Genomic DNA, 25,520 nt, shown 5'->3' on the forward strand with positions numbered 1-25,520 from the left:
GAAATTAACAATTTAGTTAGGATTAAAACATGGACTTTATTAGTAATTTAACGCCAGTTTTTACCGTTGCAGGGATCGCCTTATTAGTGATTTTTGCAATCGTGCTTATGGTCGGAAAGTTTTATCGCAAGGTAGAGCAAGGTCAGGCGCTTATCATCAATAAAATGAAAAATGAGCCAGACGTTACCACAACGGGTGGTATCGTCTACCCCGTTATTCACAAAATGGAAGTGATGGATATCTCGACCAAACGTATGGTGTTGGAACGTCGTGATAAGAGTGGCTTGATCTGTAAAGATAATATCCGAGCTGATATTGCCATCACTTTTTACATCCGTGTTAACGAAAATAAAGAAGACATTTTACGCGTTGCTAAGCAAGTAGGTTGTGCACGTGCATCAGAGCCAGAAACGCTGCAAGAACTGTTTGAAGCTAAGTTCTCTGAAGCACTAAAAACAGTGGGTAAGCAGCTTAACTTTGTTGAGTTATTTACACACCGTAATGAGTTCAGAGACAAAATAAAGGAAGTAATAGGGCAAGACTTATCAGGTTATACGCTTGAAGATGTGGCGATTGATTACTTAGAGCAAACCTCTATTACAAAACTTGATCCACAAAATATCCTTGATGCAGAAGGTATTCGCCGTATTACAGAAATGACAGCGGAACAAAACGTATCAACCAACCAGCTAAAATGTGACGAACGGGCAAAAATTGAAATTCAAAACCAAGCGGCCACTGAAAAATCGCTTGAAATTGAACGCCAAAAAGAAGATGCCATGGCACGTCAAAAGCGTGAGATAGAAACGGTCAAAGCACGTGAACACGCAGAAGCTGAGCGAGTACGCCAAGAAGAGCGTTTGAAAGCAGAGCAAGCACGTTTGCAAACCGAGCAGGCAATTGAAATTGCAGAGCAAAATAAACAGCGTGAATTAGACATTGCTGAGCAAAACCGTTTGCGTGTTTTGGCTATTGAAGAAGAAAAAGTAGCGCGTTCTCGCGAAATCGAAGTGATTGAGCGCGAGCGTGAAACCGAGATTTTACGCATTAACAAAGAAAAAGCATTAGAAGTTGAACGTAAAGAAATAGCGGATGTGATGCGTGACCGCGTGATGGTTGAAAAGACGGTAACGGAAGAGCAAGAACGCATTAAAGACGTGCAAGTGATCGCTGCCGCTGAGCGTGAGAAGCAAGCCCTAATCATTCGTGCAAAAGCAGAAGCAGAAGAAGCGCTGGTTAAAGACATTGAAGCGGCTAAAGCGCAAGAACAAGCGGCAGAGTTTAAGGCCCGTGAACTTGAGAAAATGGCTGAAGCGGAGCTGCGCATAGCCAATCAAAAAGCGGAATCGAAGAAGATTTTAGCGCAAGCGGAGCAAGCTGAAACCGCGGCGAAAGGTTTGGCAGAAGCGGATGTGATCAAAGCAAAAGCAGAAGCAAATGCAGCACATGGTGATACCGAAGCACAAGTGTTACGCAAGAAGCTTGAAGCGGAAGCACAAGGTAAGCGAGAAATTGGTCTTGCTGATGCACAAGTCCAAACGGCGATGGCTGAAGCTTTGGAGAAACAAGGTGAAGCAGAAGCGGCTGCGCTTGAGCGTAGAATGTCGGCCGAAGCCAAAGGTCTAGAAGAAAAGCTTTCAGCACTTAATGCAATGAACCAAGAAGCGCGTGATTACGAGAGCTTCACAATGCAGCTGAATCAGCAAAGAGAGTTGACGCTTGCACAGATCAGTGCAAACAAAGACATCGCTGAACATCAAGCACAGGTACTGAGCAATGCGCTAAGCAATGCAGATATCAATATCATGGGTGGTGACGGCCAGTTCTTGAAACAGTTCATGGGGGCTATCACGTTAGGTAAATCAATAGATGGCCTTGTGGAAGAAAGTGACACGGTACAAAAAGTGTTTAAGGGTCACTTATCAGGTGAGCGCAACTTTATTGAGGATATGAAAGGCTTGCTGGCAGGCGCAAATGGTTCTGCAGAAACCTTGAAAAACCTCAATATGAGCAAGTTATTGAGTCAACTTGCAAATAACACCACAGATGCGGAAAAAAGCCAATTGATGAACCTACTCAAAGTAAACGGTGGTTTGAGCAACGGTGCTGAACCAATTGAAGTGAAAGAGTGATCATCGCATTTATCTCAACAGCCACCTAAGTAATTAGGTGGCAACACGCCAATCAACCCCATCACTAATCGACGACAGGAATGTACTAATGACGGACGCAACGAAACAACAAGCCCTTGAACAAGGCTCTTATGACTTGATCAAAAGGCGCTTGAGTAACTTTGGTTCTGAGCTAAAAACACACGTAGACGAGCTGAACAAGCAGCGAGTAGCCGAATTTGGCAATAGTGAATTAAAAGTGGCGGGTAGGGTACGCGTACGCACTGAGCATAACTGTATTCCACGAGATATTGTGATTGTGGGCGATAAGGTCATTTTTGCCTACAACGTATTTATTGGCTTAAAGAAAAACATTCATATCAGCGACGTGTTTAGCGTTCATAAACTGATATCGCAAGAAGAACATTTTGAAATTGAGCCTTATCCTCAGGAAACTCGCTTTTTAACCGACGCGCGTTTTTTAAGGGATTTTGAAGAGCTTTACACTTACTATAAAGAAGCAAAACTACAGCATTTATATCAGCATAATGGCAAGTTGTTCGCGCTGTTTCAAATTGGCGATAAACTCACCGATGTTAAAGTATTTCGTTGGCAAATCGACCCAGATAACACCATTAACTATATCGATAATCGTGGTGAAAGAGATATTAAATCAGGTCAGGATTATGACTTTGAGTGGCACTCAACGGATAGGTCAAATCATGTAGAGGGGCGCTTTCCTCACGTAAACCTTGCCGATAAAGTGTTTGTTGAAACGTTAGGCGGAAACCTGACCATCAAAGTAGAAAACAATACTGAAGATGGTGAAGGGGTTTATCAAGAACCGGTCGAAGACAAAAACCAATCGTTAGCGGATTGTGCCATTGAATACGCGCTGCTCGGTGAGCTTGTATTGATCAAAGTACTGCCATACAGAGAAAAAGCGTGGCGATATTTTATTTTTAATAGTCGTTCTAACCAAGTCCTACGCCAAGATGCCATCGGTGATGCCTGTATTAGCTTGCCTGACGACCACGGTATTATTTATCCTGGTGGCTATTATTTACAATCGGGGCAAACGCGTTATTTTGATGACAAAACTGAAAATTTAGAGTTTCATCGACAGATAAAATCTCCCAATGGAGAAGATGTATTGTATGTGTTTTACGAGCCTCAGGAAGGCCGTTACGCACTGTATGCCTACAACTTAATAGAAAAGAACTTACAGAATCCAATTTATTGCCATGGTTATGGCTTATATGACAATGGTACAGCGCTCACCTTCAAAGCCGATAGCGAAGCGCCGGAGCGTATTCATCCCATTCAAATTTGGCATAGTGCCTTTGTGTCGGCGGAATTTGCCGCGAATGCGCCGGCTGCGACCTCAATACTCGGTAAGATAGGTAACCCAGACTTGGTCCGAGGACTTTCTGATCTTTACAGTGTGCACAAAGCCATCAATGAACAAAACCCAAGTGCTTATCATTATGAAGATTTGATCTCGTTATCACGTAACATTTTTGACCGATATCACTGGTTGAGCGAAGCGGCATTTGCAGTAATCCAGCAAACGCTGCATCAAATATTTGAAACATCCGAGCAGGTATTGGATGAATTTGAAAAAATATCTCAAATCCAAGACAAAGCCAAACAAGCGGTTGTCGACATTGAAAAAGAATATCAATCGATAAGCAGAGATATTCGTCCAGACAGCTTTAAAGATGCGGCACAGTTTGTTGCTGGGTTAGATGCGCTTAAGTTATTGACAGGTAAAGTCATTGGCCTTGAAGATGTTAAATTCATCGATGTAAATGCGTTAAACACCATTAAGTCAGGCATTAATGAGCAACTTGACTCTTTAAGTTTAGCCACCGCCAAGTTTTTGCAAGCTGATGAAGCCTTGCAACCTTATCATCAAAAACTCGCTGAGCTTGAACAGCTGAGCGAGCAAAGCGATAGTGTGACTGAATTAAAGCAGTATGTGTCTGAGTTGGATGAGCAAAGTGCAGAGCTTGATTTGCTCAATCATACGATGCTCGATTTAGAAATCGAAGACAGTCGCATTCGCACCAAAATCTTAGAGGATATTAGTGCAGTTTATGCGCTGGTGAACCGAGCAAAAGCCAATATTCAAATAAAACAAAAGAGCCTTGGCAGCGTAGAAGCAAAAGCCGAGTTTGCAGCGCGTTTTAAACTTTTCTCGCAAAGCATTACCAATGGGCTAAACAATGCAAAAACGCCTGAGAGCTGTGACGAGCAACTTTCTCGCTTACTGATCCAACTTGAAGAGTTAGAGTCGCAGTTTAGTGACTTTGATGAATTTTTAGCGGAAATTGTCGCTAAACGTGACGATGTATATGAAAGTTTTGAAGCCCATAAACAAAGCCTGATTGACCAAAGGCAGCGTCGGGCACTTAATCTAGCAAATGCAGCTGAGCGGATATTGCAGGGGGTAGCGCGTCGTACACTCAGCTTTAACGAGTTGGATGCGTTAAATACCTACTTTGCGGCCGATCCCATGATCAGCAAATTGCGTTCACTGACCGACGAACTCAAAGCATTGGGGGATGAAGTTCGCGCTGAAGACATTCAGGCCAAACTTAAAGCATGCAAAGATCAAGGCATACGTTCACTGCGTGATAAGCAAGATATTTATACAGATGGTGGTAACACCGTCACTATTGGTAAACACGCATTTAGTGTGAACAAGCAGGTGCTGGATTTAACCTTGCTGCCCCGTGATGAGCAATTGATGCTACACCTTACCGGCACCGATTATTTTGAGCCAATTAAAGGTCAAGCAGCGTTAGAAACTTTAGAGGCAACACGTCACTTGTGGCAGCAGACTTTAGTGTCTGAAAGTGATGAGGTGTATCGCGGTGAGTATTTGGCAGCGCAGATTTTAGCGGCTGCGAATGACCCTGATAATACCCTGACATTTAAAGACTTATTTGATGCGCTTGAGCAAGACGAATTGCTGCGCATGGTACAAAAATTTGCTGAGCCTCGTTATCAAGAAGGCTATGAAAAGGGCATTCACGACCACGATGCCTATGCAATTTTAACGGTACTTTTGGAACAGAAAAAACATTTAGATTTATTGATATATCCAGCCAGTTGCCGTGTTGTTGCGCAACTTTATGCGCTGCAACTGTGCGACAACACATTCACCGTGCAGTGCCACCAAGCGCGCAATGCTTTGCTGATGGAACAACATTTTGCATCGGGTGATTTTATAAAGTCATTTTGTGCGCAGCTTGCAGCACAACTCAATGAGTTTGTGAGTGATTTAAAAAATTATGTTCCGCTATTACCTGACTTAAGTGTTTCGTTAGCTGCAGAATATTTGTTACATGAGTTGGCTGCACAAGGAGAGGGCAACCAAGCAAGCTTTGTGTTGTCAGCGAGCGCAAAAGAATATGCCGAAAAATTTGCCAATGAGGCGAAAGTAAAAGGCTTTGAAATGCAGCTCATCAGTGCATGTGAGGCGCTGACAGATATCGATCAACAAGCGACCTTGTATTGCAATTGGTTTGGCGCATTTGCTAAACAACAACAGCTGACCACACATGTCAGTGTAGAAGCGGCGAACTATGCGTTGTTAAAGCACTTAAAGCGCGCGCAGTTTCGCACCTTGAGTGCGAATGCAACGCGTCAAGTCGAGAACTTGATGGGGCAACATCGCCTTATTGAGTCGCAAGTTCTGCCAGTCGATTATGCGGAATTTAATGCCCGTACTTCAAAATATATCACGCAGCAAGTCCCGGCATTTGAGCGTTACCATCAACTAAGAAGTGATATTTTAGCTGAGCAAAAACAGCGTTTGCAGCTAGATGAATTTAAGGCCAGACCACTCAGCTCGTTTGTCCGAAACCAATTGATTGATAAGGTTTACTTCCCATTGATTGGCGATAACTTGGCAAAACAAATTGGCTCATCAGGTAAAAACAAACGTACCGACTTGATGGGGATGTTGTTACTGATCTCTCCGCCGGGTTACGGTAAAACCACCTTGATAGAATATGTTGCCAATCGTTTGGGCCTGACTTTTGTTAAAGTGAACTGTCCATCCATCGGTCATGATCAAGTGTCGTTGGACCCCGCACAGGCGATCAATGCAACGGCCGCCAAAGAGATCTTAAAAATAAACCAAAGTTTTGAAATGGGTAACAACGTGATGTTGTACTTGGATGATATTCAGCATACAAACCCAGAGTTTTTACAAAAGTTTATCTCTTTATGTGATGGCTCGCGTCGTATTGATGGTGTGTGGAATGGACAAAGTAAGACCTATGACTTACGTGGCAAAAAGTTTGCCGTGGTCATGGCCGGTAACCCTTATACGGAGTCGGGAGAAAGCTTCAAAATTCCAGACATGCTCGCCAACCGCGCTGATATCTACAATTTGGGTGACACGCTGACGGGTTGTGAACAGGAATTTGCCATGAGTTTTATCGAAAACAGCCTAACATCTAATCGCGTATTGGCACCGTTAGCAAACCGTAATATGCAAGATTTGTATAAGCTTATTCGCATGGTCGAAGGGGAAGATATTTCCCTTAATGAACTTGAATATGGCTACTCTCAAGCGGAAGCCAACGAGATTAAAGCGGTACTTAAAAAGCTGACTTGGCTCAGAGATACGGTGCTAAAAGTCAATGCACAGTACATCGCATCGGCGGCCCAAGACGACAAGTATCGCGAGGAGCCGCCATTTAAGCTGCAAGGAAGTTACCGCAACATGAATAAGTTGGCGGAAAAAGTGGTTGCGGCGATGAACGACCAAGAACTTGAAAACTTATTACAAGATCACTACCGAGGTGAGGCGCAAACCCTTAGTAAGGGCAGCGAAGAGAACTTGTTAAAATTAGCCGAGTTGCGTGGCACGCTGAGCGAGCAAGAGCAGCAGCGCTGGGCGCAAATTAAACAAGAATACCATCGCGCCAATAAGTTAGACAGTACGGGCAGTCCGGTGATGATGGCGGTTGAGCAACTTGGGCTAGTACATGATGCGCTCAGCGGTATTGCTAATAAACTCAGCAAAACTAACCTCAGTCATGACTACACGCATCAGCTTGAACAATGGCTTGCACAGTCGAACAGTAACGATGTGGCTGAAAAACTAGATGAAATAAATCGCACCTTGGCTAGTGAGTTGAACGCCTCCCCATATCAAAGTGGCTTTGACAAGTTAGCCGCGTCTATTGACTTAAACACGCAAACACTTAGCCAAAGTAGGGAACAACAATCCGGTGCGATTCACGCAATCAGTAAGTCAGTAGAAGCAACATCAAAGCACAAAGAACAAACAATGGAAAAAGCGCTTAAAGCGCAAAATGAGACCTTAAGAAAGTCGGTTAAGCTGTATATTCACTTGCTGAGCCAGAGTATGGATAAAATTGCCACTGCCGTGTCAGGTTACGATATTAAGCAAGAACTTCAGGCATTAACGTTAGAATTAGGTCAGACACTGAAGCAACAGACTCGGGCAAAGGAAGTGGTTGAGCAAGACAGTGCACGTATTACTGCATTGGGCGCAATTTCTGATGCAGTGATGCAACTTGCTGAAGTTCAAAAGAATAAAACGGAAGCAGTTGGGGCGGGTGTCAGTGATGGGCAACTAATGGCTTTGCTCAATTCACTCTCAAATGTACAGAGCCACAGTACGCAAACGGTGAGTCAAACGCATCAAATAGAGAATGAAGAAAAGCCACTGAACAAGCAAAAAGAGAGTTATCAAAAAGAGGTTGAGTCGCTGTTGCCAAAACAACCGCTACCTTAATCTTATTGCTAATGATAAAGCGAAGTACAAACAACAATCCGAGCAAATGCTCGGTTTGTTGTGTTAGGAAATACCAAAGCAGTTTTATACTTGCTTAGCCATGGCGTTTAACATTAAATCAGCCAGGTTTCGTTGGATATTGATGGTCAGTATTTGATCCATTTTTGTTTGATTATAATGTGTTTTTATACTATCTGGTAGCGAGCTAGGGGCCTCACCATAAATGCTTTGGTAAAACAGCATAGCAGTGAAATATGTACCTGTAGGGGACGGATGAGACTTATCCGCCGAGTGTAACTGAATATCTGCGGATATTTGACTCAATGCCTGCCAATGTTGTCCCACCTTTACCACAGTCGCTCCCGATACCTCACTAAGCTGTTGATAAAGCGCGTTAGTTTTATCAGCCATATGAGGAATAAACTGTATAAACTTTGACTTTAGGCTTTCGTCTTGTAACTCAGTTACCCAGTTAGGTATCCCTTTGTAGGCCCATGTATTGAATAACAAAGGTGTTGCACCTTGTTGCTTTATCAAATCGACAAACAGTTTACCATATTGTAGGGTTTTTTCTGGGTGCTCCAATGCACTACCACTGGCATCTTGTAGCACAACGTAGTGCCACTTTTTAGACAGTATCAATTGTTGTGCATTACCTAATTGCCAATGCTGATAGCGCGGCGTACCATTTTTTATTTCAGCTGAAAAAGAAAGCTGCTTGCCATTTGCCTTAGCGATTTGTTGTATCACGGAAGGTAAATAGTTGGCGCCAGTATAACTGTTACCAATGAAAAGTATGTTTGTCTTTTCTTGGAGATTGTGGCTGCTGGCAAAGATCACATTACTGTAAATTGCCGCAGCTAATAATATAAGTCGAATTACGTGACTCATTGTTATCACTCCTTATTTTACCAATTTTGGCTTTTTGAATTTATATACAAACCTATCAGTTTGGCCTTTTGTACTGGTTTGCCATACATCTTGTTGATAGTCGTCGTTAGGGTTGGCCAATGCGCTAGATGACTGCACTAGGATAAATCCAGCGCCAAGTATTTCGTTCAAAACAAAGGTGTTTTCAACGCGATGTAGTTTTTTGGTGGAAGAAATACCCGAGCCCGGTGCTGCATTGTGATCAATCACGATAAAGTAGCCGTCATCTTTGAGTTTTTGGTAAATAGTAGCAAGTAGCTTTTGCCGATCTAATTCATCTTTGTTAACAAGGTCATGGTAGTTAAGTGCGGTGAATATTCTGTCAGCCTGAACTGTAAGATCACCAAGTTCAAGTTCTTGTAAAACAGTAATATTTTTGAATTTACTCAAATCTCGCTCAGCGAGCTTGGCTTTGACGGAAAAGAGTTTTCCAGAATTATTGAGTGTTCGAGCAAAAATATCGGTGTAGTAACCGCGCCCTGCGATAAAATCTACTACGGTCATGTTGGGTTGTATATCAACCAGTTCAAGAATACGCTCGGGTTTTCTGTGCTGATCACGTAACTTATCGGTTGCGGGTCTGTCAGTTTGATTTAGCACACTTTCAAAGTGATTGGCTTGGCAAAATAAAGGTAAATTAAGTGCAGCAAAACAGCTTAGTGTTAAAATTGTTTTTCTCATTATGAGCTCCTGTTTAGTAAACAAGTGCATTAATGACCAGTTACCCTAAGTATCTCAAGATTTCGGTGGCTATATCTTCTTTATTATTTGATGATGATTCTATGATGTTATTCATTATCAATGAGTTAAATGCTATGTTGTGTAGCTGAATTTAGTTAATAAATGGTGTGAACTGTGAGTGATGCATTACCCAATGTGTTTTTTGTAGGTGAATTTAGAGTCGAAAAAACGCTCAATTAAATTGTGATGGGTAATGACGTGCATACCTTAGAACCGCAAGCAATGGCATTGCTTTGCTATTTTGCGAGCCATGCCAGTGAAGTGTTATCTCGCCAGCAAATCATGGCCGATGTTTGGTCATCGCAAGTGAGTGAAGGTGCCATCAATAGAGTGGTTGGCATCTTAAGGAAAGTCTTTGCGGATAATGTAGAAACGCCAAGGTACATTCAAACGGTTGCCAAAAAGGGCTATCGGTTTATTGCGGCTGTGCGTGTTGAGAATACGGATGGAGCGCCAGTTGCACAAACGAATCCTAAGCCAAAGATTCGACGCTACGATGCAAAAAAAGGGTTGTGGTTTGGGGGGATTGTACTGTTGTTTAGTACAGTACTGTTTTTGTACTTGCCGCGTGGCGGGCAAGTTTTCAAAATAGATACACCCGTGTTTGAACCTTTGACCAGTGAGCCCGGATTTGAATACGATGCATCATTGTCTGATGATGAACAATGGCTTGTTTATAGACATAGAGAACAGGCTGACACGCCATATCATTTATACCTAAAAAAACTTAACTCCCAGCAAATAGTACAGCTTACACACTCTTTGTTTGATGACCGAGCTCCCTCATTTTCCCATGATAAACGCAAGGTGGTTTTTTTCGCAAAGGCAAAGGTCGTTGTCAGTTAAACATTTTGCACCTTAGTCCAAATGGACAGCCACAAGAGATGGAAACGGTGTATGAATGTGGTGCAATAGAGCACTATAGCAATGTTGAATGGTCTGTGGATGATCAATCTTTGTATTTTACGGATAGAGAGAATAGTGCACAGCCTTATCAGATCTTTCACCTCGATTTGAATATCTCAAAATTAGATGAAGTAACAGCCAAAGAAAACAACTACTATGGCGATAATGAACTGGCATTATCACCAAGTGGAAAATGGTTACTGTTTCTACGCAATAAATATTGGGGGAATAATCAGGTATTTGTTAAAAATCTTCAGACTGGTCAAGAGCGACGTATTACCGAGTTGCGGTTTTTAACTTGGAATCCTAGTTGGACGTCGGATGAACAGTCAATAGTATTTAGTGATAATCGCTCTGGCGGTAAGTTAAAACGCTTGAATGTGAATTCGGGTGAGATCACCGCTCTTTATCAGTCGCCTCAGCCTATTCATTACCCAGAACTCAGTAAATCACAAAGCAAGGTTATCTATTCCACCCAAAGCGCCTCTGTGGATCTGTGGCAGCAAGATATCGGGTGCGGTTGGGGAAAAGCTGACGTTAAACTCAAGCCGTTCTGATGAACAACCTGCGTATTCTCCAGACGGTAAATCGCTGCTTTTTCTATCCAAACGAAATGGTACAGAGCAATTGTGGTTACATACACAAGATGTACTTAAGGTCATTGCTTCAGTGCCATCCGATATTCAGATCGAAACTTACTCATGGTCACCAAATGGCGTTGACGTGCTGGTTGCCTCTGCCGATAAGCGTTTATATCTCGTAAATGTAATAAAAGACACGATGCAAGCATTGCGCTTGGGTGCGGCGAGTGCGGCTTTTCCAGCGTTTTCAAATGATGGTCGTGCATTTTATTTTGCATCAGACAAAAGCGGTGACTGGCAGCTATGGCGATATGATATGGAAAGTAAAAAATCGCAACAAATAACACAAAAAGGTGGTTATCAAAGTCGACGTTCACTTAATCAAGATGAGATATATTTTACTAAATACCGAAAATCGGGTATCTGGAAGTTAGATTTATTAACAATGGAAGAGAGTTTGGTGGTGCCTGATGTGAGTCGAAGTGATAACTTTGCGGTTTGTACCGGCTCTCTCTTTTATTTAACTCAAGATCAAAAGGCCGTTCTTTGGCGATATGATACACAAAGCGCTGAGCGTTCTGTGGTGAAAAGTATGCCTACAACGGCGCGTTTAAAGTTTGATTTAACGAATAACTGCCAAACTTTAGTGTATTCATTTTGGAACAATGTAGAATCGGACATTATGCAGTTAACATTCGCAAAGGATTAACGTGCTGCAAGACGTTTTTATCCAAAGGGGTAAGTTCACGCTTTCCTTTTTAGAGAAAACGAGGCGTTTTCAGCAAGGTACCTCCACGGTTTTGGGCAATAGACTTTGAGTAAATCATGGCATTAAAAGATAGGGTTTTGGTACGTTACTTGAGCGCGATGAGCAATTTTAAGCTCATTTTGGCAATGCTCACAATGATGTGGGTGGTACACGTTTTTAAGGTTGTTACGGGCTTGAGGTTGGACATGCTCGGTTTGGTGCCACACAGTCAATCGCACTTGCTGGGTATAATTACCTATCCATTTTTACACGGCGACTGGCAGCACTTAATTGGTAATACCTTGGGTTTGCTCGTCAGTGGCTATTTGGCGAGTCAATTACCTTGTTTTAAACGTTCTACGGCTGTTATTTTTTTGCTCACAGGCATTCTGGTTTGGCTATTGGCAAGTTATGCAATCCACGTTGGGGCGTCTGGCATCGTTATGGGTTACTTTGGCTTTATCATGGGCAGTGCTATTTTTAGGCGCAATGTATGGAGCTTTGTGATTGCGCTCGCACTGCTTGCGGGCACGCAGTATTTTCAAATTAATCTACTGGGCACTTTATTCTCGTTTGGTGAAAACATCAGTGCTTCAAGTCACTTATTTGGTTTTATTAGTGGGGGCTTTGCCGCTTTTTTGTTCAGGAATAGGGGCGTGCCTTATAAAAAGCCTCGTTTTAGAGAAAACAGCTGAAGTATGATTGCTCTTCGCGTGGTTTTATCCGTTTTTGTATTTGTGATAAGTAGCTACTTGGCTTTAGACCTATTAATAAATAACTTTGATATCTACGTATTAGTGAGTGCAGCCGTTGGCTATATTTGTGCAAAGAATTTGTGGCCAGAGGGTGAAAAAGAAGAGAGTGCTTGGTATGAGTTATTGGAGCTTATTATTTATTTACCGTATCAGGCGATTGCCATGTCGATAAGGGCAGTTGGTCATATCATTCGCTCAGATAATTGAGCAGCAATGCTGCTCTGTATTCATCGTAACGCCTTTTAATTTCGCATAGCGATAGCGACGCCCGTCGCAGATAAAACTGTTCCAGCGAGTTTGTTAAATATGCTTTGACGCTTAGTATTTGATACCAGTGTTTTTGCTTTTGAAGAGATATACGCGTATCCCAAGTTAACTGATCCAAATGCTAAAGTGGCGCATAGGAGGATCCCTAAAATATCATGGTTTGTTATGTCCTGAAAATTCACAAACGCAGGAAATAGGGCGAGATAAAAAACAATGGCCTTTGGGTTACTCATTGTTAGTAAAAAGCCTGAAAGGACATCAAATTTACGTGTTTGAGGGAGCATAGTTGGTTTTGCATCATGTGGCTTTGACAAGAATAAGTTGATACCAATCCAAATCAAATAAGCGGCACACAGATATTTTATCGCAATAAAAGCACTGCCCATATATTCAGAAAGATGAGAAAGACCAGATACGGCCAGCAAGATAAAAATATAATCGGCAAGCACGATACCCATGCTCATAAACATACCACGGCGAAAACCACCTGCCATGGATGCTGTGGTTATCGCAAAGACGGCGGGGCCAGGGACAATAGCGACAATAAACATAGCGCTAAATAAAGTAAGGTAAGTATCAAAAGTCACAACGGGCTCCAAAATCGTCAGTTTAAAAGTTATCGAATCAGTAACGAGTGATTCAACGGTTAGGTTATTGTTCAATGAATATCCAATGACAAAACATCAGATTGCCTTTGCTTTTTCGTCAATAAATAGTAACTATTTGAGATTTCAGTAAGTTGACTACAGTACTTCTCACAAAATTCGTCCTGAGGTTGGGTTGTTTGAATTTTTCCACTGTGATAGTCATAAAATTTCAAGTAATAACCATTTATATCTTTTACGCGATAATACATGCCAGATTGCGTTGTATATAAGTGTATATTTGAGCCTGTGGTGTTTATGAGCGTTGCTTTAGTGCTGATGTTTTGAATGACATTATTAGCGGCAATGATAAGTTGATTTTTGTCGTTCACTCCCAATTGCTGGTTTTGTAAATGTACGTTAAGCGCGCTACTTTTTGAACTAGCCAGATTGTATTCATGCAAACTGTCACCTTGCGCAGATTTGTCCATATAGACAATAGCGTTGCCTTCGTTGAGCCATGCTAGTGGCACACCAATTATATTTTTGAGCCATGTCACTTGCGTACCATTTTTCGATATATCCAATAAAAAAGGACGATTATTCAAAGCGCTGATCAGTTGGTGGTTGTTTCGCCAAATTGGCGGAGCGATGGCCAGCTCTTTTGCGTTGTTTTCGAAAATAAGCGTTTGTGCCTTTGAGCCTAAATGCTGTGTAAATAGTTGAGAAAAGCCATTTCGAGTTGAAATGAAAGCGACTTTTGTTTCATCGGGGGAGAGTGAAGCGCCCCAGTCAGCTCCGTTAGAATTTGCGACTTCCTGTAAATTTGTAAAGTCGTCTTGAGAGGTAATGTACACATCCTCGTCAATACGGTTTTCAATGAAGTAGAGCTTATTATTAACGGATTGAATATACTGTAAAAAGTGGTAGTTACTATAAGGTAGCATAGACCAATGGCCATCAATTGTTAGTTTAGAAAGTTGACTACCATTGCTCAGTAAGAACGAACCCGTATTTGCGTGCCAGGTTAAAAAATACCAGTCATGATTTAATTCTGCGATTTGCTGCTGTTGTAATGTATTTAGGTCAAGCAGCTTCACCACGGATTTTGATTGTTCGTTAAAGCCAACCAGAGCAAGCGTGTTTTGGTCATCGGATAGACTGATTTTGTAGGGCTTAAATTTGTCGATGGGCGCAAGTAAGGTAATGACTTCCCCTGAGTTAAGATTGTGTTTGTAAAGTGACACGTTGCGACTCTGCTCAGAGGCGTTTTTATTTGCTAAATACAATAAATTGTTGGCGCTATCGACAAAGAAGGGACTGCTCCAATTAATGTCATCCCTTAAGCGCAGTGCTTCTTGATGCGCGTGTTGATACTGCTCGTCTAATACAATTTTCCCAAACTCAACATGACTGCCATTTAAACTGGAGTACAAAAGGGTATGTGTGTCGCTCCAAGCTAAATACCGGTAAGGCTTTGAAAGTGCGCTCACCTGCCAAGTTTTGTTTAGTTTCAAGTCTTGAATAAAAATTTGTTTCTCAGTGTCTTTTTCTGCGCGACTACGTACGATAGCCATGTAACGGGCATCGGGGCTTACCCGCATGTAGTGTTCTAGTTCGCTACTAGAAGTAATGGGCTTAATGTTGCTCAAGGTAGTGTTAGAGCTGTTGTGCATGTGCCAGTAAAAGAATGGCAAACTCAAAATGCTCAGCACAATTACGCTTAAGGCTAAACGATGCATTGTGGGTTTGTGTGTTGTTTCTTTTATGGTGTTTGTTGGTGTGTCATGCTGCTCAAATGTGATGGTGGCTTGTAAACTGTAGCCACGTTTGGGGTGTGTTTTTATTAGAGATTTATCCTCATCACCTAACAATTTGCGTAGCAGTGCGATATTGCGCCTCACTGAGTTTGGACTGTAAATGGAGTGCGGCCAAACACGTTCAAATAGGCTCTCAGCACTGATAATTGTGTTTTTGCGCTCACATAGTGCAATGAGCAAGTCCATCACTTTAGGTTCAAGAATATGTGTTTTGCCATCGACAGTAATTTCGCCAGTATGTGGTTTTACGCATGTTTGACCGATATAAAACACATTAGCGAATAGCTTGTTGTCTAATTCACTTTTTAACTTATTGTTATTTAAGCTCATTTTTTCTTAATTCTTTCTTAATTATTTTTTAAGTGCAAATTCATCGCTTTGTGTCGTCTTGAACGTTATTAAATTCAGTAAGTTAACTCACTTTTATCATACATAAAGACAGAAGGAATAGAATTAGATGCGTTACTTACAGATATTTTTATTTATTTTTATAAGTGTGCATACACTTGCAAAAGAGAGCACAACCTTACCTCAAGACCAGCGCTTGGTTAAAGAGTTCATTCATATACTTAATAGCAACAGCCTTGAGCGCATTACGAACTATGTGGATAAAAATTTTACGAAAGAGGCTTTAGCTCGCTGGGATAATTCGGGCAGGGAACGTTACATAGGGTATACGATGAATACAGCCCTGTTGCATCAAGCTCTCACTCTAAAGCATGTGAAGCGTACGCAAGATAATCAGCAGACCCAAATAACGGGCCAAGTTTCTTCTCTTAAAACGGGGCTAGAGTATTCACTTGTGATTAATGTCAATGACGAGTTGAAGATCACCGGTTGGTATATTACACCAACCAATTTGGGGATATTTGCAGTACAGTCGCCAAATGAGGAAGAAGTACTTCAAACGCTAAAGTCACTGACAGAACACCTTGCGCGTAATGAGGCTTTTTCAGGCACTGTGTTGTTAGCTAAAGGCGATAAAGTGTTGTTTAAACAAGCTTATGGCCTAGCATCAAGGCGTTATGATGTCAAAAATAACATCGATACAAAATTTCAGATTGGCTCTATGAATAAAATGTTTACCGGCGTGGCGATTATGCAATTAGTAGAAGCTGGCAAGCTATCACTCACAGACAAACTGACTCAGTACATGGACAGAAAGTATTTTGGTGAAGGGCAGTTTGATAAAATTACGATAAGACAATTACTGACGCATACATCAGGGTTGGGTGGCATTCCGAATATGATTAGTCATCAATCAAAGATCCGAACACTGAATGACTCGCTGACATTATACAAAGATGTAAAACTGAATTTTGAGCCAGGCAGCCGTTGGCAATATAGTAGTACTGGAATGAGGATGCTGGGTCATGTGATTGAGGCTGTGTCTAAACAGAGTTATTACGATTACATCGATCAGCATATCTACAAAAAAGCCAGCATGACAAACAGTGGTAGCTTCGACATTGATGTGCCAATCAAAAATACTGCGAGAAGTTATTGGTATTCGACAGACACTAAAACGCTTACCGAAAACTTAGTGATGCAAGGTGTGAAAGGTGGTCCAGCAGGTGGCGGGTATTCAACGGTCGGTGATTTACACCATTTTGCTCAGGCTTTATTGAATAATCAATTACTCAATTCAACACTGACTGCAGAGACGACCTCGGCAAAGCCTGAGTTACATTCACCCAGATATGGTTATGGCTTTTCTGTGCGAGGTTCTGCGGGTAATCAAGTAATAGGGCACAACGGTAGTCACTTAGGTATGAGTGCACAGTTAAATATTTATCGTGATAAGGGTTATATACTTGCAGTGCTTGGCAATAGTGATGCAGCCGGGGAACCCATCGTGTTTGCGATGAACGATCTTATCGAGAAGCTATAAGAGAAATTGAACGTAAAGCTTATACCCAGCTATTTTGGGTATAAGCTTTAAATGTGCGCGTTTATTAACACTCGATGATATTTACCGCTAAGCCACCGCGAGCGGTTTCTTTGTATTTGGTTTTCATATCATTACCAGTGTCGAGCATGGTTTTTATCACTTTATCAAGCGATACTTTTTGCTCACCGGTACCACGCATGGCCAAACGAGACGCGTTAATCGCTTTTACGGCACCCATTGCATTACGTTCAATACATGGCACCTGCACTAAGCCGCCAACAGGGTCACAGGTAAGGCCTAAGTTGTGCTCCATACCGATTTCTGCCGCGTTTTCAACGTTGACCACATTGCCGCCCATAATTTCAGTCAGTGCGCCCGCAGCCATCGAACAGGCAACGCCGACCTCACCTTGGCAACCTACTTCGGCACCAGAAATAGACGCATTCTTTTTGTATAAAATACCGATTGCGGCAGCCGTTAACAAATAACGTGTGGCGATTTCTTCGTCAACTTCTCGAATGAAGGTGTTGTAGTACATGAGTACTGCTGGAAGAATACCGGCTGCGCCGTTTGTTGGTGCAGTCACCACGCGACCACCCGCTGCGTTTTCTTCATTAACCGCCAATGCGTACAGGTCAACCCAATCCATAGCGCGAAGCGGGTCGTTGTTATTCTCTACATTTAACTTCAGATACAGGCTTGGCGCACGACGTTTTACCTTCAAGCCACCGGGTAAAATACCTTCGGTACGCATACCGCGCTCAATGCAGGCTTTCATCACTTGCCAAATATTAAATAGCTCGGATTTGATCTCTGCACCTGTACGGAGTGTTTTTTCATTGGCCATCATTAATGACGATACGCTTAAGCCGGACTCTTTACACAGATTCAGTAATTGCTCTGCGTTATCGAACGGATAAGGGGCAGGATTCTGTTCACGAATATCTAATGCCGCTTGTTTTTCTTGCTCAAATTGCTCATCAGTGACAATAAAACCACCACCAATCGAGTAGTAAACTTGGCTGTGTATTTTGTCTTTGCCATTTAGCGCAATGATCTCCATTGCGTTGGAGTGCTTAGGTAGTGTTTTACGGCGATGGAAAACAATGGCGCCTTGCTTTGGAAATTTAACTTTATAGTTTTGGTCCAAATAGATAACTTGTTCTTGTTCGATTTTTTCCAAGATATCTGGTACTGCATCTGCGTCAATGCTCTCTGGATCATAGCCAGCTAGGCCAAGTATGACGGCTTTACCTGAGCCGTGGCCTATACCTGTTTGTCCTAGTGAGCCAAACAGCTCAACTTTTACTTCAGTTGTTTGTGATAGCAAACCTTTGTCTTGCAAATCTTTTACAAACAGCCTAGAAGCGCGCATTGGACCGACGGTATGCGACGACGAAGGGCCAATACCGATACTAAACATATCAAATGCACTAATCATATACTTTACTCAACATTGCCTTTGAACGGGCGCACATCATAACGCTAAAACAGTGCCTTGTAACCCGTTGTGCTATGAATTAACTATGTCGATTTGATTAATTGTATAAAGTTTTTGACTAAGCTTGCGGTTGCGCCCCACAAAAGGCCATGCGGGGTCATTAATCCGGGGAGAGTACGTACTTGTCCCGCTAATTGCAGCTGATAGTTTTGCCAGTTGATTTGGTCCGCCAGTGTTTCCAAGGGCAGAGTAAAGGCTTGCTCTACTTCCGCACTTTGTGTGTGCCACTGCACATTGTTTGGTAACACCGCTACAACAGGGCAGATAGAAAAGCCTGTTAAGGTTGCATGCTGATTTAATACGCCAATCGGCTTGATCTTGCTCCGGGTAATGCCAAGTTCTTCGTGCGTTTCGCGAATGGCTGTCGCAACTAAGCTCACATCTTCTGGCTCAGCTTTACCACCAGGAAAGCAAACTTGTGCTGGGTGATGTTTTAAATAGGCGGAGCGTTTACAAAATAGTAGGGCAGCCTGCCCGTTAGTTTCAATCAATGGCATGAGTACCGCGCTTTCCTTAAACGCGCGTTTAATTGGCACTTGTGCCGTTTGCACTTGCATCGCGCTGGTATGAAAGCGGGTGATCACGTCATCTAGTTTCAAAGCTTGGCTCTTACTTAGTCAATATAGGGAGTATTTTATTTACTTTGTGGTAAGTCTCTTGATATTCAAGCTCTGGTTTAGAATCCGCGACAATTCCTCCACCTGCCCAACAATGTATCTTGTTATTGTTACATACTAGAGTTCGAATGGTGATTGAGGTATCCATTCTGCCACAGGCACTCACATATCCAATTGAACCACAGTATACGCTGCGTCGATGCGGTTCAAGTTCTTCGATTATTTCCATAGCACGGATCTTTGGGGCACCCGTGATGGAACCACCAGGAAAAGCGGCTTCCAACTGATCAACGGCACATTTTCCGTCTGCCAGCTCGCTCGTCACCGTACTCACAAGATGATGGACCGCAGGAAAGCTTTCAATAGCGAACAAGCTCGGCACTTCAACACTTCCGGGTTTGGCTACTTTACCTAGGTCATTGCGTAGCAAGTCTACAATCATAACATTTTCGGCGCAGTCTTTACTGCTGTTTGCTAAGCATTCGGCTTGCTGTTTATCGGCTTCTGGGGTGCTTAATCTTGGCAAAGTGCCTTTGATTGGTTTTGTTTCTACATGACCGTCATTGACCAATAAAAAGCGCTCAGGAGAGACTGATAAAATGGCACTATCTTGCAAATTCATAAATGCCGAAAATGGGGCTTTGTTTTGTGCTCGTAGCTTTTTATAAGCCAGCCACGGAGTTCCCTCGTAGTTTGCACTGAAGCGTTGAGCCAGATTGATTTGGTAACAATCGCCACTTTTTAAATACTGCTGAATTTGGTCAAATTGCGCATTATATTGTGATTGGCTCATATTCGATTGCCAATCACTTGTTAGCTTAAAATTGCTGTAGTCAGTCACATTGGCATTTAAAAAGCGCTCATACAATTCAAATCGCTGTGCATTAGGTTGGCTGATGTAATACCACTGCCGAAGTTGATTGTCGTAAATCAACGCGTCTAAATAAAAGCCGATGTGTAAATCTGGTAAATCAATATCTTGCTCTGAATGTTCAGGCAATAACTCGATATAACGACCTAGATCGTAGCCAAAATAGCCAAGCCAACCACCATTAAAAGGCAAGTCATTTGGGGCCTTTTGGGTTGATAGCTCAGAGAGATGCGTTTTCATGATCTCAAAGCAGGTTTTGTTTTGCACTGAGCCATTTAAAAAAACGTGTCCATGTTGTGCTGTTAAAAGGTGTTCTGGCTCAATACTGATAATATCAAAATGACTATTAACATGGGCTGCATTACACGAATCTAATAAAATTGCGTTAGGTAGGTGCGCAAAGTGCTCAAATACCACTTCTGTCGGTAAAGTAATATTCAATTTTTTGACGTAAATTTGTTCATTTCCCATTTACTTGAACCTGAAAACTAGCCCGAAACGGGCGGGGAGGTTATCATACTTATCTATTTTTCTATAGCGGCTTAGCCTATAGCTTAAAATGGTCACTATTTTTAGATGTATTCAGTTATTTACCTCGGGTTAAATAACCAAACTAAGGAACCGTCATGAGTATGATCCGTCAGCAAGACTTCATTGATAGCATTGAAGACGCTTTGCAATATATCTCTTTTTATCATCCATTGGATTTTGTTCAGGCTTTAGAAAAAGCGTATCACAAAGAGCAAAGCAAGGCGGCAAAAGACGCTATTGCACAAATTTTGATTAACTCGCGTATGTCTGCAGAAGGCAAACGCCCGCTTTGCCAAGATACCGGTATTGTTACTTGTTTTGTAAAAGTGGGTATGGATGTTAAATGGGATAAAACGGATCTAACGGTTCAACAAATGGTTGATGAAGGGACACGTCGTGCGTACTTGAACCCAGACAACCCTCTACGAGCGTCTATTGTGGCAGACCCGGCTGGCAGCCGTAAAAACACCAAAGACAACACGCCTTCAGTTGTTCACATCGATTTGGTACCGGGTGCCGAAGTGGAAGTGATGATTGCCGCTAAGGGTGGCGGTTCTGAAAACAAAACTAAAATGGTGATGCTGAATCCGTCAGATGACGTAGCAGCATGGGTTGAAAAAACACTACCAACCATGGGGGCTGGTTGGTGTCCACCGGGCATGTTAGGCATAGGTATTGGTGGTACTGCGGAAAAGGCAGCGGTACTGGCAAAAGAGTCTTTGATGGACCCAGTTGATATTCACGAATTGATTGAGCGCGGCGCAGAGACTGCTGAAGAAAAGCTACGTTTAGAGATCTTTGAGCGCGCAAACAAGCTAGGTATCGGTGCACAAGGCCTAGGTGGTTTAACGACCGTTGTTGATGTAAAAATCAAAACAGCGCCAACGCACGCAGCATCAAAGCCAGTAGTGATGATCCCTAACTGTGCAGCGACTCGCCATGTACATTTCACTTTGGATGGTACAGGCCCTGCTGATCTAAAAGCACCTAAGTTAGAAGACTGGCCAGAAGTAACATGGGAAGTGGGTGAAGATACTCGTCGTGTTAACTTAGATACGCTGACAAAAGAAGATACTCAAGATTGGAAGATGGGTGAAACAGTACTTTTATCAGGTAAGATCTTAACGGGTCGTGATGCGGCGCATAAGCGTTTACAAGACATGATCAACTCAGGTGAAGGTTTACCTGAAGGCGTAGATTTTGAAAATAAATTTATCTACTACGTTGGCCCAGTTGATGCGGTAGGCGACGAAGCGGTAGGCCCAGCTGGCCCGACGACTGCAACACGTATGGATAAGTTTACTGATATGATGCTAGAAAATACAGGTATCGTTGGCATGATTGGTAAAGCAGAGCGTGGTCCTGCAACGGTTGAGTCAATCAAAAACAATAAGTCAATTTACTTAATGGCTGTAGGCGGCGCGGCATATCTTGTGGCTAAAGCCATCAAGAAAGCCCGTGTTGTTGCTTTTGAAGACTTAGGTATGGAAGCTATTTATGAGTTTGAAGTAGAAGACATGCCTGTGACGGTTGCAGTTGATAGCACGGGTGCTAACGCGCACGATCAAGGCCCTGCTATTTGGAAAGCAAAGATTGAAGAACTAGACGCTAAACTGAAGTAAGTTGGTTTATACGCTAGAAATAAAAGCCGCATGTAATATGCGGCTTTTTTGTAATCATACATGTACACCCACCTCAGGCTTTACGTTTACGTAAACATACCTTGCCCATAATTAAAATATCTTAACTAGATTAGCTTTAATTTTAGCTATAAATGGGTGTTATATTTTGCATATTAAAGTTTTAAGTCTAAATTATTTAAATTAATTGTATTTAGTAGGATGATCATCTCATTTTGTGGCGTGCATGCTAAGTTAGTGATAGAGTTTGGCGAACTTCAGCGCTATCAACACCATCATAGGTGAGACATTTCGGAGAACTATAAAGTGGCTGTATTTAACCAAGTTGAATTTGATAATCATGAACAAGTGGTATTTTGTGCAGATGAAGCATCTGGCTTAAAAGCAATTATCGCTATCCACAGCACTAAGCTGGGACCAGCTGTAGGTGGCTGTAGACTTTGGAACTATGCCAAAGATGAAGATGCCGTTTATGACGTATTGCGTCTGTCTAAAGGTATGACCTATAAAAATGCGGTTGCACGTTTACCATTTGGTGGTGGTAAATCGGTTATTATCGGTGATGCAAAAGAAATTAAGTCAGAAGCTTTGTTCAGAGCATTTGGTAAGCACCTAGAGCGTTTAGGTGGTAGTTACTACTCAGCAGAGGATGTAAACATCACCACAGGTGATGTGATGATGATGCACAAAGAGACTAACTACGTACTTGGTCTTGAAGGTAAGAGTGGTAACCCTTCGCCATTTACAGCACTAGGTACGTTTTTAGGTATTAAGGCCGCTTACCAACATAAGCATGGCCATCAAGAACTATCAGGTGTGAAGGTCGCTGTGCAGGGTTTAGGTGCGGTTGCATATGGCCTTTGTAAATATCTCCACGAAGCGGGTGCTGAATTATTTGTAACTGATATTAATCAAGCATCAGTAGATAGAGTTGTTACCGATTTTGGCGCTACAGCGGTGGGTATTGACGAGATCTATGATTTAGACGTTGACGTATACGCGCCTTGTGCTTTAGGGGCAACAATCAATGACAATACAATCCCACGTATAAAAGCAACTATCATTGCTGGATGTGCTAACAACCAGTTAGCTGAATCTCGTCACGGTGAGATTTTACGTGAAAAAGGCGTACTTTATGCACCAGATTACGTTATTAACGCAGGTGGTATCATCAATGTGTATTATGAGACTAAGCCTGAAGGTTATAAAGAAGCGGACGCAACAAAACACGTTGAAGGTATTTATGATACGTTAACTGAAATTTTCGCTCGTTCTGAATCAGAGCAAAAATCGACGCATATTATCGCCGATGAGTTAGCGCAAGAAATCATTGAACGCGGCTTGTAATCGCAAAAAGTTCGCGAAAAAACATTGAGAGGGTATGCTTTGCATACCCTTTTTTGTTTTTGTTCGTAGTATGAAGAAAATCGACCTCAAAACTTGGCCTCGAGCTGATCACTTCCGTTTTTTTAATTCATTTGACAAGCCCCAATTCAACATTACAACATCGTTAGACTTTTCTAGTTTATATCGCTTCTCAAAATTGAAAGGTTACTCTTTTACAGACTGCTACCTTTATTGCTTATTGACCGCCGTCAATGCATATAAGCCGATGAAGTTAAGGATTGTTGATGATGCGCCAGTAGAAGTAAACGATGTAATGGCAAGCTGTGTTTTTTTACGCAATGATGAGACATTTCGTTTTGTGCCTTTAAAGCCCCAACAGAGCATCGCCGAATTTTGTCTCCACAGTGCAAAGCAAAAAGCGCATTACTTAGAACAAACGTTGATGGATGAAAACTTTTTACTTCGCGAAACGCACGTAGCTCAGATACATGTTTCGATACTGCCTTGGTTTAATTTCAGTAGCTTTACTCATGCGTCTAACAATAGTGCCCAATGTGCGGGGATCCCGAAATTCGTTTTTGGCAAATATGATAAAGGTACGGGGATGATGCCTATAAACATAGAAGTGCATCATGCTTTGTTTGATGGTGTTCATGTTGCTCAATTTTTGACTACACTTAGGGATGTTATTTCGTCAACCACAAAATTAAGAGGTTGAAATATAGGCAATTAGATGTAAATTGCTTAAGTGATGCAAAATTAACAATTATTTTGTGCGTAAAATTTTTATTCTCTTTTAAATTCATTGTCTTGCGTAAATTGTTGGCAGTTTTAAAGAGACTATTACAAAGATCTCTTGCGTTGTAATTAATTGTAAACATATTGCATTAAGTTCTTTATTATCAAAGGCTATAGAGAGGGAGGTTAAAAAATCATGTTAATTTTTTGTTTTGTATCGAGTTTATTTTTTTTAGCTTCATAAATTTGTTTTGATAGTGAAGTTGACACATCGACTTGCATTTAGCATTATTGGACAGTTGGTATCTGCTAAAAGATATCAGGGTTGCCCCTTAAAGGGGTGATAAAATTATAAAAGTAACATTACTTAATTGGTTGGGAACTATGTCTGTTAAAATCAGAAAGAGTCTTGTAGCTACTGCGCTTCTTGGCGCAACAGCATTTGCAAGCAGCAATGTGATTGCAGATCCTTTGAACGACGTACAAAAAGTAGGTCAACAAACTCAAAAGGCTGCTAAAAAGTCTCAAGAAAAAATCGACAACATCTTCGGTCAAACGCAAGAGATGATCGGCGAATACCGCAGCGTTGTTGACGAAACTGAACTGCTAAAAGTTTATAACGACCACGTTGCTCGTTTGGTCGCTGACCAAAGAGCTGGTATCGAGTCATTCGATCGCCAAATCGGAACAATCGAAAAGACAAAACAGGACGTTGTGCCTTTGATGTATCGCATGATCGATACGCTTGAGCAATTCATCAAAGCGGACGTTCCGTTTGAGACCGAAACACGTATGGGCCGCGTAGAGAAACTACGTGACTTACTTTCAAATTCTAAAGTAACTACTTCAGAAAAATTCCGCCAAGTGCTTGAAGCATACACTATTGAGACTGATTACAGCTCAGTAATGGCTGCGTCACAAGGCTCTCTAGAAATCAATGGCAAAAACATCAACGTTGATTTTGCACGTCTTGGTCGTGTTGCTTACGTTGCTCAGTCTTTTGACCTGAAGCATGCTTGGGTTTGGAACAATACTGCTAAACAGTGGGATGAATTAGGTGAAGAATACCTTAAGCCTGTTAAAGATATGATCCGTATTGCACGTGGTCAGGCTGCCCCAGATCTAGTTGCATTACCAATCTTTGGCGCGGAGTAAGTGA

The 25,520-nt window shown here is 42.0% G+C and carries 19 protein-coding genes; 12 read left to right on the forward strand and 7 right to left on the reverse strand.

All coding sequences use genetic code 11. The annotated features are described in order from the left end of the window. Positions 1–29 precede the first annotated feature (29 nt). Both AC5FX4_RS08975 and AC5FX4_RS08980 read left to right on the forward strand, forming a co-directional pair. Positions 30–2,132, forward strand: coding sequence for a flotillin family protein (locus tag AC5FX4_RS08975; protein ID WP_493606081.1), 2,103 nt, complete (start codon positions 30–32; stop codon positions 2,130–2,132). A gap of 88 nt (positions 2,133–2,220) precedes the next feature. Continuing rightward, a complete protein-coding gene (locus AC5FX4_RS08980) occupies positions 2,221–7,893 on the forward strand; it encodes a DNA repair ATPase (RefSeq protein ID WP_493606082.1) in 5,673 nt (1,890 codons plus the stop codon). 84 nt (positions 7,894–7,977) lie between these two features. Here AC5FX4_RS08980 and AC5FX4_RS08985 read toward each other — a convergent pair whose 3' ends face one another. Both AC5FX4_RS08985 and AC5FX4_RS08990 read right to left on the reverse strand, forming a co-directional pair. Next, positions 7,978–8,784 (reverse strand): hypothetical protein, encoded by an 807-nt coding sequence (locus AC5FX4_RS08985; RefSeq protein WP_493606083.1) that lies wholly within the window; start codon positions 8,782–8,784, stop codon positions 7,978–7,980. Positions 8,785–8,796: 12 nt separating this feature from the next. Further along, positions 8,797–9,504, reverse strand: a complete 708-nt coding sequence (locus AC5FX4_RS08990; protein ID WP_493606084.1) for a class I SAM-dependent methyltransferase — start codon at positions 9,502–9,504, stop codon at positions 8,797–8,799. 246 nt (positions 9,505–9,750) lie between these two features. Between AC5FX4_RS08990 and AC5FX4_RS08995 the strand changes: the two genes are divergently transcribed. The 5 genes from AC5FX4_RS08995 to AC5FX4_RS09015 all read left to right on the forward strand — a co-directional run bounded on the left by AC5FX4_RS08995 (position 9,751) and on the right by AC5FX4_RS09015 (position 12,761). Then, a complete protein-coding gene (locus AC5FX4_RS08995; protein WP_493606085.1) occupies positions 9,751–10,410 on the forward strand; it encodes a winged helix-turn-helix domain-containing protein in 660 nt (219 codons plus the stop codon). 38 nt (positions 10,411–10,448) lie between these two features. Next, the gene (locus AC5FX4_RS09000; RefSeq protein WP_493606086.1) at positions 10,449–11,027 is read left to right on the forward strand and encodes a TolB family protein; all 579 of its coding nucleotides are present in this window, start codon (positions 10,449–10,451) and stop codon (positions 11,025–11,027) included. Positions 11,028–11,097: 70 nt separating this feature from the next. After that, positions 11,098–11,760 carry a TolB family protein gene (locus AC5FX4_RS09005; RefSeq protein ID WP_493606087.1) on the forward strand — a complete coding sequence of 221 codons (663 nt, stop codon included), beginning with the start codon at positions 11,098–11,100 and terminating at the stop codon, positions 11,758–11,760. 158 nt (positions 11,761–11,918) lie between these two features. Then, complete coding sequence (locus AC5FX4_RS09010; RefSeq protein ID WP_493606088.1) at positions 11,919–12,494, forward strand: rhomboid family intramembrane serine protease; 576 nt, start codon at positions 11,919–11,921, stop codon at positions 12,492–12,494. A 3-nt stretch (positions 12,495–12,497) separates the two neighbouring features. Further along, on the forward strand, positions 12,498–12,761 hold the full coding sequence (locus tag AC5FX4_RS09015) for a hypothetical protein (RefSeq protein ID WP_493606089.1): 264 nt from the start codon (positions 12,498–12,500) through the stop codon (positions 12,759–12,761). Between the two features lie 35 nt (positions 12,762–12,796). On the opposite strand, the gene AC5FX4_RS09020 is transcribed toward AC5FX4_RS09015, so the two are convergent. Continuing rightward, positions 12,797–13,408: a LysE family translocator gene (locus AC5FX4_RS09020; RefSeq protein ID WP_493606090.1), complete on the reverse strand. Its 612-nt coding sequence runs from the start codon at positions 13,406–13,408 to the stop codon at positions 12,797–12,799. A gap of 71 nt (positions 13,409–13,479) precedes the next feature. After that, the gene (locus AC5FX4_RS09025) at positions 13,480–15,555 is read right to left on the reverse strand and encodes a winged helix-turn-helix domain-containing protein (RefSeq protein ID WP_493606091.1); all 2,076 of its coding nucleotides are present in this window, start codon (positions 15,553–15,555) and stop codon (positions 13,480–13,482) included. A 127-nt stretch (positions 15,556–15,682) separates the two neighbouring features. Here AC5FX4_RS09025 and AC5FX4_RS09030 point away from each other — a divergent pair, with 127 nt between their 5' ends. Next, positions 15,683–17,116 (forward strand): serine hydrolase domain-containing protein, encoded by a 1,434-nt coding sequence (locus AC5FX4_RS09030; RefSeq protein WP_493606092.1) that lies wholly within the window; start codon positions 15,683–15,685, stop codon positions 17,114–17,116. Between the two features lie 64 nt (positions 17,117–17,180). Here the strand turns inward: AC5FX4_RS09030 and AC5FX4_RS09035 are convergent, their stop codons facing one another. The 3 genes from AC5FX4_RS09035 to pabB all read right to left on the reverse strand — a co-directional run bounded on the left by AC5FX4_RS09035 (position 17,181) and on the right by pabB (position 20,576). Next, positions 17,181–18,557 carry an L-serine ammonia-lyase gene (locus AC5FX4_RS09035; RefSeq protein ID WP_493606093.1) on the reverse strand — a complete coding sequence of 459 codons (1,377 nt, stop codon included), beginning with the start codon at positions 18,555–18,557 and terminating at the stop codon, positions 17,181–17,183. Between the two features lie 83 nt (positions 18,558–18,640). Beyond that, positions 18,641–19,216, reverse strand: a complete 576-nt coding sequence (locus AC5FX4_RS09040; protein ID WP_493606094.1) for an NUDIX hydrolase — start codon at positions 19,214–19,216, stop codon at positions 18,641–18,643. 10 nt (positions 19,217–19,226) lie between these two features. After that, positions 19,227–20,576, reverse strand: coding sequence for an aminodeoxychorismate synthase component I (gene pabB / locus AC5FX4_RS09045; protein WP_493606095.1), 1,350 nt, complete (start codon positions 20,574–20,576; stop codon positions 19,227–19,229). A gap of 155 nt (positions 20,577–20,731) precedes the next feature. Here pabB and AC5FX4_RS09050 point away from each other — a divergent pair, with 155 nt between their 5' ends. From AC5FX4_RS09050 to AC5FX4_RS09065, 4 genes are all read left to right on the forward strand, one after another. Then, positions 20,732–22,258, forward strand: a complete 1,527-nt coding sequence (locus AC5FX4_RS09050) for a fumarate hydratase (RefSeq protein WP_493606096.1) — start codon at positions 20,732–20,734, stop codon at positions 22,256–22,258. 324 nt (positions 22,259–22,582) lie between these two features. After that, complete coding sequence (locus AC5FX4_RS09055) at positions 22,583–23,623, forward strand: Leu/Phe/Val dehydrogenase (RefSeq protein WP_493606097.1); 1,041 nt, start codon at positions 22,583–22,585, stop codon at positions 23,621–23,623. A 70-nt stretch (positions 23,624–23,693) separates the two neighbouring features. Continuing rightward, positions 23,694–24,341: a CatA-like O-acetyltransferase gene (locus AC5FX4_RS09060; protein WP_493606098.1), complete on the forward strand. Its 648-nt coding sequence runs from the start codon at positions 23,694–23,696 to the stop codon at positions 24,339–24,341. Positions 24,342–24,745: 404 nt separating this feature from the next. Continuing rightward, a complete protein-coding gene (locus tag AC5FX4_RS09065; protein ID WP_493606099.1) occupies positions 24,746–25,516 on the forward strand; it encodes a DUF3450 domain-containing protein in 771 nt (256 codons plus the stop codon). Positions 25,517–25,520 lie beyond the last annotated feature (4 nt).

Source organism: Pseudoalteromonas sp. ATL1, from assembly GCF_058933015.1.